9 protein-coding genes and 2 pseudogenes are annotated in these 14,470 nt (G+C 46.0%); 9 read left to right on the forward strand and 2 right to left on the reverse strand.

Annotated features, from left to right (window positions below; genetic code table 11):
- Nucleotides 1-395: 395 nt before the first annotated feature.
- A complete protein-coding gene (locus tag J2X75_RS00005; RefSeq protein WP_310333508.1) occupies nt 396-920 on the reverse strand; it encodes a DUF5412 family protein in 525 nt (174 codons plus the stop codon).
- Nucleotides 921-944: 24 nt separating this feature from the next.
- Nucleotides 945-1,838: an AraC family transcriptional regulator gene (locus J2X75_RS00010; RefSeq protein WP_310333511.1), complete on the reverse strand. Its 894-nt coding sequence runs from the start codon at nt 1,836-1,838 to the stop codon at nt 945-947.
- A gap of 114 nt (nt 1,839-1,952) precedes the next feature.
- Here J2X75_RS00010 and J2X75_RS00015 point away from each other — a divergent pair, with 114 nt between their 5' ends.
- From J2X75_RS00015 to xerA, 9 genes and pseudogenes are all read left to right on the forward strand, one after another.
- Nucleotides 1,953-3,773, forward strand: a complete 1,821-nt coding sequence (locus J2X75_RS00015; protein ID WP_310333513.1) for an ABC transporter ATP-binding protein — start codon at nt 1,953-1,955, stop codon at nt 3,771-3,773.
- A 203-nt stretch (nt 3,774-3,976) separates the two neighbouring features.
- The gene (locus J2X75_RS00020) at nt 3,977-5,728 is read left to right on the forward strand and encodes an ABC transporter ATP-binding protein (protein WP_440433474.1); all 1,752 of its coding nucleotides are present in this window, start codon (nt 3,977-3,979) and stop codon (nt 5,726-5,728) included.
- Nucleotides 5,725-6,023, forward strand: a pseudogene (locus J2X75_RS00025) (Rpn family recombination-promoting nuclease/putative transposase); the annotation flags it as partial. The gene J2X75_RS00020 and the pseudogene J2X75_RS00025, both read left to right, overlap by 4 nt.
- 347 nt (nt 6,024-6,370) lie before the next feature.
- Nucleotides 6,371-8,251 carry a DNA helicase RecQ gene (gene recQ, locus J2X75_RS00030; RefSeq protein WP_310333516.1) on the forward strand — a complete coding sequence of 627 codons (1,881 nt, stop codon included), beginning with the start codon at nt 6,371-6,373 and terminating at the stop codon, nt 8,249-8,251.
- Between the two features lie 385 nt (nt 8,252-8,636).
- A complete protein-coding gene (locus tag J2X75_RS00035) occupies nt 8,637-10,679 on the forward strand; it encodes a DUF4080 domain-containing protein (protein ID WP_310333518.1) in 2,043 nt (680 codons plus the stop codon).
- Between the two features lie 231 nt (nt 10,680-10,910).
- Nucleotides 10,911-11,063 (forward strand): annotated as a pseudogene (locus J2X75_RS30410) (IS3 family transposase); the annotation flags it as partial.
- 142 nt (nt 11,064-11,205) lie between these two features.
- Entirely contained in the window at nt 11,206-12,315 is a 1,110-nt protein-coding gene (locus J2X75_RS00045) for a matrixin family metalloprotease (protein WP_310333521.1), read from the forward strand.
- 60 nt (nt 12,316-12,375) lie between these two features.
- Nucleotides 12,376-12,732: a hypothetical protein gene (locus J2X75_RS00050; protein WP_307538739.1), complete on the forward strand. Its 357-nt coding sequence runs from the start codon at nt 12,376-12,378 to the stop codon at nt 12,730-12,732.
- Nucleotides 12,733-13,348: 616 nt separating this feature from the next.
- Nucleotides 13,349-14,464: a site-specific tyrosine recombinase/integron integrase gene (gene xerA / locus J2X75_RS00055; protein ID WP_310333524.1), complete on the forward strand. Its 1,116-nt coding sequence runs from the start codon at nt 13,349-13,351 to the stop codon at nt 14,462-14,464.
- Nucleotides 14,465-14,470 lie beyond the last annotated feature (6 nt).

The raw sequence follows: 14,470 nt of genomic DNA on the forward strand, positions 1-14,470 counted from the left end.
CAGAAGCAGAAGCAGAAGCAGAAGCAGAAGCAGAAGCAGAAGCAGAAGCAGAAGCAGAAGCAGAAGCAGAAGCAGAAGCAGAAGCAGAAGCAGAAACAGAACTAGATTAGATATGATAGATAAATTATAATGCTGCCATATGTTTTAAGTCCGATAGATACGAAGTTGTTAGTGAACAAAAGAAGCCCCGCTTGACCGAAAGAGTCGGTGAGCGGGGCTTTTAATGCTTCTCGTGCTGCGTGTATCTCCTGCCATGGTGTAATGAAAGTAGCATTTGGTGAGATTTCTCACAAGGCATATGCATCGTGGAACTTCTGATGTGAGATGCAGTGAGTATTACGCGTCAAGATGAGACCTTCATTGCTTAGGGTCGTCATTTTAGCTGCTAACTTGTTTTACTTTTCGGGTGCTAGGCATCGCACAGACTGGTCTTTCATACGTAAGCTTTGGCACGCCCAGCCCCATCCATCATATATTTCGTCATCGATATTGAGGGTAATGGTCTCATCCGTGTATTCAGTCCAGTTTTCAATCCGGAGTGTGTTTTCATTTTCCCATTCAAGATGGTTATTTCCGTGGTGCTCGGCACGATAGATCGTTTGTACTGTGGCGTCCTCAGGGGCATTTGTCTTCTTCACATCGACCCAGATCGTAACGCCGCCTGCCGCACCACCGTAAGGTACGCCGTAAATCTCGGCGGTAAATTCACCGTTCCGTGAAGGCATGGAATAGCTCAAATCTCCTTTCTCAGAACGTTCAAATGTGGAGAAGTATGGGCGGAGCCAGAAATACAGGAATAAGACAACGAACAGTACAAGAATCAACAATGTAAATGTAGTAAGAATAGGGTGTCTACGTATCCAGGGTTTGCGAGAATCTGTATGGGATGAACTTGAATTAGCTTGAGTATTTTGATCCATAAACATTGGACCTCCATTTGCAGCTTACAGTGAAATTTGCTTTGCAGGAATATAAATGTCCAACTCTCCGTAGTGGTCCTGAGCCAGACTGCCGTCAATTCTTTCAAAATAGTATGGATCACTCTTCTCGTACCCCGAATGGCTCTGCCAATATTCATCTATAAATGTCCAGACACTGTCCAGATGATCAATGTTGATCAGACTTGGATGGAAATCACAGACGAATTTGAATACGGCATACTGGTTGGCCGGGACCTCAATTCCGTCGAGTTCTTCAGGAATATGATCCAGACTGGTTACTTCTACAGACGGCTGATATGTACTGTAATCCTCGTTAATTTCATTGGTAAATCCGATATATACGTTGGGTTGCAGCACGTTAGGAATCGAATGAAAGTGTTTTTCAAAAAAGTCGTTGCCTGCTGAATTGGCTTCATAATGCTCTTCGTTATCTGCATACCGAATATGGGAACGTTGTCCGATGAGTTTCATGGCCGGTTTTCGTACATACGTTGGTTTGAAAATATATCCATACGGAAGTATTGTGATCATGGATGAAGTCATACGAGCTGTGAATTCAAGGTCTCCAGCTCCCTGTTTGCGATACTGCAGGGGTGTAATGCCGAAGGCTTGTTTGAAAGCACGTATGTAGGATTGTTCATGTTCAAAAGCGTAATGTCCGCTGATATCGATAATCTTCCAGTTCAGATTCACCAATTGCTCCAGGCTGCGTGCCAATTTGCGTGAGCGAATGTATTCTCCAGGCAATTGTCCGCTTACATGTTTGAACATGCGATGCAGGTGGAATTTGGATATATGAGTCACAGATGCCAGATGATCCAGCGTTAATTTGTCTTGAATATGGTCTTCTATGTAGTCGAATAGCTTATCCAATGTGTCTAGCAAATCATGTTGCATATCAATCTCCCTACTTCGAATAGTACTTCCAGCAATAAATGTTCATTTTTCCCTTATCACCGATGATATCATAACCAAGTACATAATTTAATGAGAAGATTGGAGAAACCATCCATGTTAGCTGACAAAAGAACTTATTCAACGTTAGGCATGTTAACTCGATTATGGACATTAACGGGCAAGTACCGTATGTTCATCATTCTGTTGCTTTTCGCCGCATGTATGGTCTCCCTGATTGAGGTCGGTTATTTGGAATCGATCCGAAGACTGGTCAAAGGTGCTACCGAAGCACAGTTTTCGCTACTCTACTCAGGTTTAATCATAGGCGTTAGCATTGTAGTATTACGATTGGTTGTAACCGCATTCATGACGAGGGTCGAGACGTTATTCCAGCAAAAGACATTATTGTCTGTGCAGTCTCTACTGCTCTCATCCTTTGGCAACACAGAGACACGCGATCTGGCACATTATCATACGGGTGACCTGACGTCTAGGGTCTGGACTTCAGCCAAGGAAGCACAGAAGGGGATAAACCAACATGGCATTGAACTGACAAAAAATATCATTCAACTGATTCTTGCCTTTGCTTACTTCAGTTGGGTGAACTTGCCGCTGTCGTTGGCTATCATTGCATTTACGTTAATCTATCCTCTTGTAACAGTGGGACTTGGTAAACGTCTACAAAGACAGCATGATCAGTTGAATGCCAGCGCAGCTTCAAGAGATGAGATACTAACTGAGATCATCCAAGCCCCAGTTGAGATCCGAAGTTACGGACTCGCGGGTTATGTACACCATCATTTTAAAGATCGAATGGATCAAGTGTTCAGACATACGATGTCCGTATCTGTGTTACAACGTCTTTCGGAAGCAGCCGGACGGGTCTCGACGTATGGTGGCATGATTCTGATTCTCTATCTAGGCGGCATGCAGGTCCTGAATGGACATATGGATGTAGGAGGACTGGCAGCTTTTCTGGTAGCAAGCAGTCAATTAACTCGTCCGATTGAATCGTTATCTGGGTTGTGGAATGATTTTATTGGTTCGGCTTCCCATGCGTCCAGAATCTTTGAGGTGCTGGATTTGGAGAAAAAGAACACGGTTGCTAATACCAGTACAAATACATATGTACAGTCCGATACGCATTTGGGGCAGCTTGAAAAGCAATCTAAACTGGCTGGCATCAACGTACAGCATGTGTCTTATAAGTATGCAAAGCAAGAAGAAGTGTTAAGGGATATTACTTTTGAAGCCAAGAAAGGAAAGCTTACTGTAATTACAGGACCAAGTGGATGCGGGAAAACCACGTTATTGAAATTAATAGCCGGATTAGATACACCTGTTACTGGTTCGATTCAGGTCATTAATCAGAAGAATTCACTGAATGGTGTGAACGAAGTTCAGACAGCACATGTCAATCAGGTATATGTTCCGCAACAAGCCTTTATTTTCACAGGTACAGTGGAAGAGAATATTGTTTTTGGACAAGAGGAGATATCTGCCGAACAAGTAGAGGTTGTGGCCCACATGACTTATGCACATGACGCCATTATGCGTCAATCGCTCGGTTATGGGACAGAGCTTCAACCGCAAGGCGGGACAATGTCGGGTGGTGAGCTTCAGCGTATTAGTCTAGCAAGAGCGCTGCTGAGGAACCCGGATATTCTATTGTTGGATGAACCGACGTCATCTCAAGACCCGTGGCATGAGCAACGATTGAATGATCTCTTTGCCCGAATCACTGCTGACAAAGGCACAACGGTTATTGCAGTTACTCATCGATTATCGCTGATAGAACGGGCAGATCAGGTCATCTATATTCAGAAGGGACGCGTCGAAGATACGGGGACTCATCGAGAATTGCTGGATCGTCCAAACGGATATCGAAGTTATATTGCGGAGCAGGATACGGAAGTGGAGGAACAGCATGAGTAACAAGACCGAAGATGCAGCATATGCCGATGACGTTGAAATGAAAAGCAGTCATGAGAAAAGTGGAGCATATGAGATAAATGAAAATAATGAAATAGAAAATATCGAAAATGAAGCTCATCATCAGATGAACGAAAGTGATGTTCCAGATGACCCAAAACAAGCTGTATCATTGGCAGCGGTATGGCCCGTTTTTTTATCGCTGGATGAAGCCTTATGGATTAGCTGTAGCGATTTTGCTCATTTTTATTGCAGCAGATGCGGTCTTCGATTGGGGACTTGCCTTTGTACAGGGATTCTTTGTGGATGCCATTCATGATGGGGGACAGGAGCAGCTTAATGCTACGGCGTTGATCTTTATTGCCATTCTGGCAGGGTTTATCGTATTGCTCGCGATGCATCGTTATGTGTTGATATGGCTCAAGGAATCAATACAACGGGACATGTCCATGGATCTGTTGAAACTGTTAAACCGGATGCCCTATTCCTGGGTGCGCAGACAGAAGTCCGGGGATGTGATGCTTCGCATCAAGGAAGACACCAAGCATGGTGCAGAAGTTGTGGAGGCAATTGCAGAAGGGGTAACGGTTGTATTCATCATTGCTCTATCGCTGGGATACTTGTACAAAGCAGATGCATGGGTTGCGGTTATCGCCTTGGTAAGTGCAGGGGCAATCTGGTTCACGGCGAGGTTGTATGATCAGCGGATTGTACATCTGTCCGATGAGGTCGAATCCAGAGAAGGCGAGTCCCAAGAACAGATCCAACAGTATGTTGAAGGGATACCTGTGATTCAGATGTATAATGCTTCACCGTGGTTTCTCGCTCGTTTTCGAACACAACAGCAATCACTGAATCGTGTTCAGGCTAAGTTGCAGATGACCCTGAGCATGTCGGATAACGTGGCGATGGCGGTGTTTGGTCTGGCTCAATTGGCAGCGTTGTTCCTTATTGCTTTGTCAGCGGCTAGGGGAACTTTGTCTCCGGGCATGGTTGTTGCAAGTAGTCTGCTGTTTGAATTGGTGGTGTGGCCAGTACTCGGCTTGTCCAGCCAGTGGAGTCAGATGCAAGCCAGCGTGGGTGCATTTGGACGTATCTCTGCATGGTTGAAATTGGCGGAGAACAAGAAGACAGACGCATCTAATACTAAGCACGAGGAGCTTGCACAGGGAATTTGTAACCAAGATCAAGAGAGTACACAAAAAGGGGCACATGAAAAGAACGAAATGGCTATGCTACGTCTTCAACAGGTTACGGTAACCGATGAAGACAGTGGTCGAAAAATTCTGGATCAGATTTCGCTTAATCTGGTTCCTGGTGAATTGGTTGCGGTAGTTGGCGCCAGTGGTGCTGGCAAATCTACACTGTGCCAAGTGTGTGCAGGGCTGATCGAGCCAACAAACGGAAGCATATTACTAGGTAATAAACATGTTGCAGATTATATAGAGATGGATGACCAATCCAGACTGACGTATATGCCGCAGACACCAACCTTCTTTTCAGGAACGATTGAGGACAATATCCGTCTGAATATAGACGCTACGTTGGAAAAGATAAAGCTTGCGGCAGAGCATGCAGGTTTGCATGAATATATTGAGGCACAGGAAGGACAATACGCAGCAATGTTGCATGAGAAAGGGGCCAATCTATCTGGAGGCCAACAACAGCGACTGTCGCTGGCCAGGCTCTTTATGAGGTCATCCGATCTGTATATTCTGGACGAACCGACGTCATCCCTGGATATTCAGACAGAACAGAACGTGATGAATCACTTGCTGAACTTTATGAAAGGCAGGATAGGATTGCTTGTCACACATCGCATGGAGGTTGCTCGTCAGTGTTCTCGCATCCTTGTGATGGAACATGGCCGAATTGCCGAAGATGGAACGCATGAACAACTGATGCAGAGGAAAGGATTGTATTATCGTATGAATGCAAGAGGCGGTGATACAACATGAATGAATCTGGGGTTAAGAAAGTAATGGATACGCTGGAGTTCTTGAGTCAGGATCGTGAAGCACGTCGTTTGTATGAAGAGCGGCAGAAGTATTTGCATGATGAAGTTTCCATGATTGAATGGGCTACGGAAAAGGGAATAGCTCACGGAATAGCCAAGGGCATAGAAAAGGGATTAGTAGAAGGGAAAATACGATTGAAATAGCAAGAAACATGCTTTCTCTAGGCATTGAAGTTTCTGTTATTGCAAAGGCAAGTGGCTTGCCGGAGTCTGAGGTAGAGTCGTTAAAAGGTTAAAGTGAAGTTATAAGGTGCAGTAGGTTCACCAGATGAATGGCTACGGGTACACTAGCGTGATATGAGTGTGTCGGTTGTGAACAAAAGTATAAAGCAATCGTTTGTCCAAACATGGATGAACGGTTGTTTTTATTTTAATGAAGAAGCTTCAAACGATTTACAGTAAAACGCGGTTGCTCATTCGGGGCTGGGCCGTTAAACTAAAGGGAGCGGCGTTTGCTTGACGGACAAGTCATGAGAACGCCATTTTGTTGTCAAGGATGCGGCATATGAGCCGCTTTCGGATGTCAGAATCGGATCGGACCAAGCTGGTGGAAGAACACCGGTGATAAGTAAGGAGTCTTTACATGAGTGTGCAAACACCAACATTAGAAGAAGCGCAGGGTCTCCTGCAAAAATATTATGGCTACCCCGACTTCCGTGAGGGACAGAAAAAGATTGTAGCCAGCCTGCTCGAACGTGAAGATACGCTCGGAATTATGCCAACCGGGGGCGGTAAGTCGATCTGTTATCAGATCCCCGCCCTGTTATATTCGGGTCTGACACTTGTTGTCTCCCCGTTGATCTCATTGATGAAGGACCAGGTCGATGCGTTGACGACCGCCGGAATTGCTGCCGCGTATATTAATAGTACACTTAGCGGCAAAGAAGTGAATGATCGTATCCGCGCGGCGCAGCGCGGTGAGCTGAAATTGCTCTATGTCGCGCCTGAGCGACTGGAGCTGGATTGGTTCCGCGAGGAGATGGGCTATTTGCCGATCTCGTGCGTTGCTGTGGATGAGGCCCACTGTGTGTCACAGTGGGGGCATGATTTTCGGACAAGCTACCTTGCGGTAGCGCCGTTTGTGGACAGTTTGCCGGAGCGGCCGGTGGTTGCGGCCTTTACGGCTACAGCGACGCCCGAGGTCATGGGTGATATTCTGCGGCTGCTGCGTTTGCAGGACCCGCAGACGTATGTGACCGGACTTGGGCGGGATAATCTGGCGTTTAGCGTGCTGCGTGGCGAAAGCAAGAAGGACTTTGTCCTGAATTATGCGCGCGAGCATGCCAGCGAGCCAGGCATTGTGTATGCCGCGACCCGTAAGGACGTGGACGATCTGCATCAGCGTTTGTTGCAGGCGGGATTGCCCGCTGGGCGCTACCATGCCGGCATGACGGACGATGAACGGTCCCAGAGCCAGGAAGCTTTTTTGTACGATGATATCCGAGTGATGGTGGCGACCAATGCGTTCGGGATGGGGATTGATAAATCGAACGTGCGTTACGTTATTCATAACAGCATGCCGAAGAACATGGAGGCATATGTACAGGAAGCCGGACGTGCAGGCCGGGACGGCGAGCCCAGTCAGTGTATTCTGCTATTCGGGGCACAGGACATTATCACCCAGAAGTTTCTGATTGAACAGAATCCGATGGAGGGTGACCGCAAACAGAATGATTACCGGAAGTTGCAACAGATGGTGGATTACTGTTACACGACGCGTTGTCTGCGTAGTGCGCAGCTGGATTATTTCGGTGAGGTACATGACGACACGCCTTGCGGTATTTGCAGTTCCTGTACGGACGACCGTGAGCTGGTAGACATGACGATTGATGCTCAGAAAATATTCAGCTGCATTCACCGGATGCGTGAACGGTATGGTGTATCGCTGGTCGCTTCGGTGCTCAAAGGCTCCCGTGCCAAAAAAGTGCTCGATTACGGCTTCGATTCCCTGCCAACCTACGGCGTGATGGGAAATCGCACAGAGCGCGAGATATCGGAGATCATCAACGTGATGGTATCGGAAGGATATCTGATGCTGTCCGAGGGACAGTATCCGGTCGTGCGTTTACAGCCGCTCGCGGTGGAAGTGCTGAAGGGTCAACGTGAAGTGATGCAGCGTGTTGTCCGCAAGACAGTTGCGGCGGCTTCGGGTACAAACTATGGTGGACGTCGTGGACGCGATGCGATGCCATCTGCGGTTAACGAGACGGTATTTGAACAACTTCGTCTGATCCGGCGTGATCTGGCAGCGAAAGAGCATGTGCCATCGTACATTATTTTCAATGATGCGACCCTGCGTGAGATGAGTGTGGTATGTCCACAGACAGAACGTGACATGCTGGATATCAAAGGGGTCGGTGAGGTCAAGTACCGCAAGTACGGACTGCCGTTCCTGGAGTTTTTCCAGAAGCAATCGGGCGAAGAAGTCGATACAGATGATGATGCGTTTTACGAGTATGAGTAAGTGTGAAATGAGTATGAATTGTTAATTTTCACTTTCGAATCTTTGAAGTTGGTTGTTGTGTCTCTGTAGAGTGGACAAATGGTGGCGAATTGTCTTTCACAGGGTGGACATTGGCGTTAGGAATGACTGACCTTATCGTATACAACATGTAGTTTTATTATGTGTTTTTCATACTGTATGTTGTGGTTTGGGTTTGGCGATGTGTATATGTCTTTTTGAAAAGAGTGTCCACTCTTTGAAAGACAAACGTTGGATATGTCCATGAGAGATGGAATGGCTAGTTCAAAAGAGGTTTAGATGAACAGCGTCCGGGGCAGGATGGCTGTGGAGCTTTACTTTTCCCAAAAAATATATGGTCTGGGTGTCCAGGCAAAGGTTGTGAACCATGAAGGTTATTCTTTCTACATTAAATGCAAAGTACATCCATACCTCCTTGGCCTTGCGTTGTCTGAAGGCGTACAGTGAGAAGGATTTTGATATTGACCTGGCGGAGTATACGATCAAGGATCCGGTGATGAACATTGTGTCTGATCTGTACCAGCGCGGGGCGGACGTGATTGGTTTCTCGTGTTACATCTGGAACATTGAAGAGACGATCAAGGTCATTGATAATCTGAAAAAGGTTATGCCTGACGTGAAAATTTTGCTGGGCGGGCCGGAGGTGTCCTACGACACGGAATATTGGATGAACCGGATTCCCAATGTCGATTTTATCGTGATGGGTGAAGGGGAAGAGACGCTGCATCAGTTGTTGACGGAGCTGGAAGGAAGCAAGAAGTTCCACTTTGTCTATGGACTGGCGTATCGCAAAGGGGAAGAGGTCATTCTCATGCCAGGTCGGCCAAAAGCAGATCTGAACGATCTGCCGTCACCGCACCGTTTTGAAGAGGATATCCCGGAGCTTGGGAAACGGGTTGTTTATTTTGAGACCAGCCGTGGCTGTCCGTTCAGTTGTCAGTTCTGTTTGTCCAGTATTGAGGTCGGTGTGCGGTATTACGATATTGAGCGGACGAAGTCGGACATTCTGTACCTGATTGAGAAGGGCGCGAAGCTGATCAAGTTCGTGGACCGGACGTTTAACATCAAGCGGGATTATGCACTCGAAATGTTCAAATTCCTGATCGAGAACCATCAGGGGACGGTGTTCCAGTTTGAAATTACGGCGGACATTATGCGTCCCGAGGTACTGGATTATCTGGCAGAGAATGCGCCGCCGGGGACATTCCGCTTCGAGATCGGGGTTCAATCCACGAACGATCCGACAAATGAACTGGTGAAACGCCGCCAGAACTTTAGCAAGCTGAGCCGTACCGTCAACAAGGTGAAAGCCAGTGGCAAAATCGATCAGCATCTGGATCTCATCGCCGGACTGCCGGAGGAAGATTACAATACGTTCCGCAAAACGTTTAACGATGTATTTGCACTGGGACCAGAAGAGCTTCAACTCGGATTCCTCAAAATGCTGCGTGGTACGGGTCTGCGCCTGGATGCGGAAAAGTACAACTATACGTACATGGATCATGCACCGTATGAGATTCTGGGCAGTGATGTGCTGCCGTTCAGTGACATCGTACGCCTGAAGCGGCTGGAAGATGTGCTTGAAAAATACTGGAACGCACACCGGATGGACCATACGTTGAAGTATCTGATGGAGCAGGAGTTCAATTCGCCATTTGATTTCTTCCAGGCGTTCGGGGATTATTGGGAAGGTCAGGGGTGGCAGAAGATTGGTCACCAACTGGAGGATCTGTTCACTCGTCTGCACAGCTTCCTGGAATCACGGAACACGCCGCATATGGATATCGTGCTCGGTCTGATGAAGCTGGACTATTTCCTCGGTCACAAATACAAGCCGCGTAAAATCTGGTGGGAAGATCCGCTCCAGAAAGACCAGTGGGCGGGTTATATGAAGAAGCTGGCTGAACGTCCGGAAGACGTTCGTCTGCCACGCGTTGCCGGCGCCGCAGGCACGGCATGGCTCGAAAGCAGCGGCACGGGCCCGAGTGCCGCTGGGGGAAGTTCGGTTGCTGCCGGGGAGAACTCTGCCGCAGATGCGGCGAGTGTGATCGGCAGCGATGCCGGGGGTGAGGCGTCGCTCACTTCGGGCGACGCAACAGGGTCCGCCGCGGATGGAGCGGCGGACGGGGAAGACGGCAACGCTTCGCGTGCGTTGCCGATGACCTCGGCCATGACCGCTCAGACGGTCATGGGTGCCCGTGCTTTCGCCGACCTTGGTCTCGGCGAAAAGGAACTGCAGAAGCACACCGTACTGGATGTGCTTCCGTTCCGGCTTGAGCGTGTGCTAGCTGGCGCCAGCCCGCTTGCCGCGAAAGGCCGGACGCTGCTGGTCGTTGTGTACCAGCAGCATGAAGGGCAGCAGGCGCAGTATTACACGCTGCCGCTGGGAGAAGAAGCCGCTGCCATGTAGGTGCAGCGGCATTTGAAAGAGCACCGCGATCATTGACGCGGTGCAACCCAGGGAAGTGCTACACCCAATGGACGCAGCACCTCACACCCTTAACGCGGCTTGCCATTGTACAAGCCGCGTTAAGTTCCACCTTTTACAACGTCAGATATGTCCGAAAGCATCGGAAGGTCCTCTGATTCCCTATTTGGGATGAAGAAGGGCCTTCCATTTTTGTTTTTCAAAGTCACGCCAGAAGAACTGGAAGAAGTCAAACGAGAAATTAAGGCTCAGATGACCTACTACAACCACCAATGGAACTTAAAAAGGATGACCCCTGTAGAGTACAGGGCACTGAAAAAGTCCCCAGTTCAATTAAGCGATCCCTACCTCGATAAATTAAGGTAGGGATCGCTGTTTTTATTTTATGATAATTGTGGGGGGTTATATCAAAAAACATTCTTTTTTTACATAGAGCATTGACATTTCGATATGACTATCATTATATTTAATTTATGGTAATAAAATCCACTTTTTAAGAGGTGTTTACATGAAACATGTTAAGAAAGCATTATTACTATGCGGTCTAGCAGGAATGTTGTTTAGTAACTTACAAGCTTATGCGACTCCAGTAACGGGTTACTCTTGGGGAAGCAGAAACATAACTTATCAAAACAATGGAACCAATAATGTCTACACCAATATATGGACACATGCTAGAGATGAGTGGAATCTATCTACTGATGTCTTTCTAAAAGCTGGTACCAATTCTAAATTTACTGCAGGCAATAAATCTGACAGTAGTGTTACTTGGGACGGATTTGCACAGTGGACCACTAGTATTATAACCGGAAATTATTCCACCATGAAGACATGGGTTAATACATACTATACAGCACAAAGTCATTACACTACAGATCATGTAAAGGGCATCGCAACTCATGAATTTGGCCATGCTCTTGGGCTCGATCACGCTCCATTTGGTAACCCTACCGTTATGACTCCCAATACATTTGAACGTAATTCTTCTGGAACTTTAATTGACGGACGTCCAAACAAGTCGCCAACTTCATGGGACATTAATACCATTAATGCTATCTATAACTATAACTTTGCTAGCGTTCAGAGTGATGAACCTGTGTTAGATGTTCCCGATAATATTTTGGAAAAGGCTCAAACCACACAAAAAGACTTGAAAATAAATCATTATTCCTGGGCTATCGGCTATAGCACCCTTGAAGCTCGTGCACATGATGCCGATGTTATTGTGAGTGGAATTGTTAAAAACAAACTTAGTCCTCTCATCAAAAATGATGGTGAAACAGAAGAAGCATTTTACCAATCGGAGGTAGTTATAGAAAATGTCATCAAAGGAGAAGTTTTAGAGGGAGATCTAATTAATTTACGACAAATTGGCGGAGAAACGGATACGTCTATTATTTATCATGAGCATTCTACCGAACTCGAAGAAGGTACAGAAGTATTATTGTATCTAAAAAAGATTGATGATAATGTATTCATTCCTATTAACGAGGATGAAAGTATCTTTATTAAACAGGATGAAAAATCGTTTAGAGTGGATGAAAGCTCGTATAAAAACCTTTACGATAATCGTTTAGTTACTCTTGACGACGTTTCAACTTCAGCCTTAGGTAAATAAAAGTTCAAGGTCAAGGCCCTATTGGAACAGGGGCCTTAGTCTATCTTCTATGGAGGTAATATGAAAAGGAAATTGCTATTTATACCTGTCATTTCTTTGATTTTACTTTTGTTCGGGTGTTCATCGTCCTCTGGAAGTTTTGCTTCAGATAAAATGATAAAATTAAAGGAAGAAGTCTATATTACAAGCAATGACACTATTACAGAGGATGAATTAGATGAACAAATAGGTGAGATAGAAATATCCTCAACGAATGAGAGTGATCATGATGATGAGAACATTATAAGTTCCAACACATACAAAGTAGGTACAAAACTATTTAAAATTAAACACGAAAACAGTACTGATATGATTGCTGTAGAAGATTCTTCAACGAGATATCTCATCGCCTATAATAACAAGTATACAAAAAAATAGTATATTTGATGAACTGAAGGGCCCTGTAGTCTGAGATAAATAACACCTCCGAGAGAGTGCAACCCTATCGTAAGATGTGGAGCCCAATTTTGGAGGTGTTTTTACTTGTTAGAGGGTGAAGTAGGAAGAGTTTATCACAGGGGGAGCTATGGTTAATTTACGGATGATTTGTGCGGTATATGAGAACGGCGGAGTTAGTGAAGTAACTTCCGTCGCTTGAAATCACGATCAAAACATTTGCTATCGTCGCTTAGTTACACGATGCTTTATGGGGTTTATACTGAGCGCTCTTGTAATCGGAAATTAGCCCCTGTTCTTTCATAATTTTCCCAATGCGACGTCTGGAGCGGCGTCTCCTTGTTTGTGGATTGATCTTTACGTGGGCAATAGGCTTTACGATTATTGTAGAAAATTCGATAACCGCTAATACGGTTAGTTCATCCGATTTCGTTTGATTCTTACCCTCATAGGAGTAGGGTACTTTTTACAACAGCATATATGTTCCGAAAGCATCGGAAGGTCATCTGATTCCCTAGGGGATGAAGAAGGGCCTTCCTTTTTATTTTTCCGAATTTGGTTCAACAACATAATCTATCCAAACGAAGGAGAGTTTCCTATGAATAAATATGCTACTACTGAAAAGGCGATTACCATAACTAAAGGTTCCGCTGAGTTACTACACCTCCATATCCCATATAACCCAGCATATATTGAACGGATTCGTCGGATTAAGGGCAGAACGTGGGAAGCCAAACAAAAAGTGTGGATCATCCCTTACACCATAGCTGCTCTTCAGGAATTCATGAATCAATTTGATCCTGCTGACGTTCTGATTACCCCAGAGTTGTGGGTGGAAAATGAGCATTTACAGCAATGGAATGCTAGTAAGGGAAACCATCCATGGAGCAAAGAGCCGTTACAGAAGGCACTAAAGTTACGAGGATACAGCCGCAAAACGATTAAAGCGTATTGTAATCAGGTGGAACGTTTTCTGAGTAGCTTTCCCCTTAAAGATAATGAGGTGACTACTTCCAAAGTTCAGACGTATTGTTTGGGCTTACTTGAGCGGGGGATTTCCCATTCAAGCGTGAATCAGACCATTAGTGCTATCCGTTTCTATTGCAAACATGTACTCCATCACCCTACGGAAATCCAGTATATTCGTCCAAAGAAGCAAACTAAGCTGCCGCAAGTATTGTCCGAAAAGGAAGTCACTCAATTGCTCAAATCCGTAACCAACTCTAAACATAAGGCCATTTTGTTTCTAACCTATTCTTCTGGACTTCGTGTAAGTGAAGTTGTGCGTCTGCTGTGCAGCGATCTGGATATTGAAAGGCAAACACTCATCGTGAGACAGGGGAAGGGGCAAAAGGATCGGAGAACGATTCTATCGAGCCTAGCGTGGGATATGGTGCAAAAATACATCACTGAATATAGGCCAAGTCGTTGGCTCTTTCCAGGGCAATCCTCTGATCGGCATCTTACGGAGCGGAGTGTGCAGAAGGTTTTCGAAGAAGCTAGACAACGGGCAGGCATTGTGAAGAAGGTGAGTATTCATGTATTGAGACACTCTTTTGCTACTCATTTGTTGGAAAACGGAACAGACCTGCGCTATATTCAGGAGCTCCTTGGTCATACGAGTGCACGAACAACTCAGCGATATACGCATGTTAGTACGAAAAATATTCAGCGTATTCAGAGCCCGCTGGATCGTTTGGATCTTGGAGATTGAGTACTC

The sequence above is a fragment of the Paenibacillus sp. 2003 genome (assembly GCF_031455635.1).
GTDB lineage: Bacteria > Bacillota > Bacilli > Paenibacillales > Paenibacillaceae > Paenibacillus > Paenibacillus amylolyticus_B.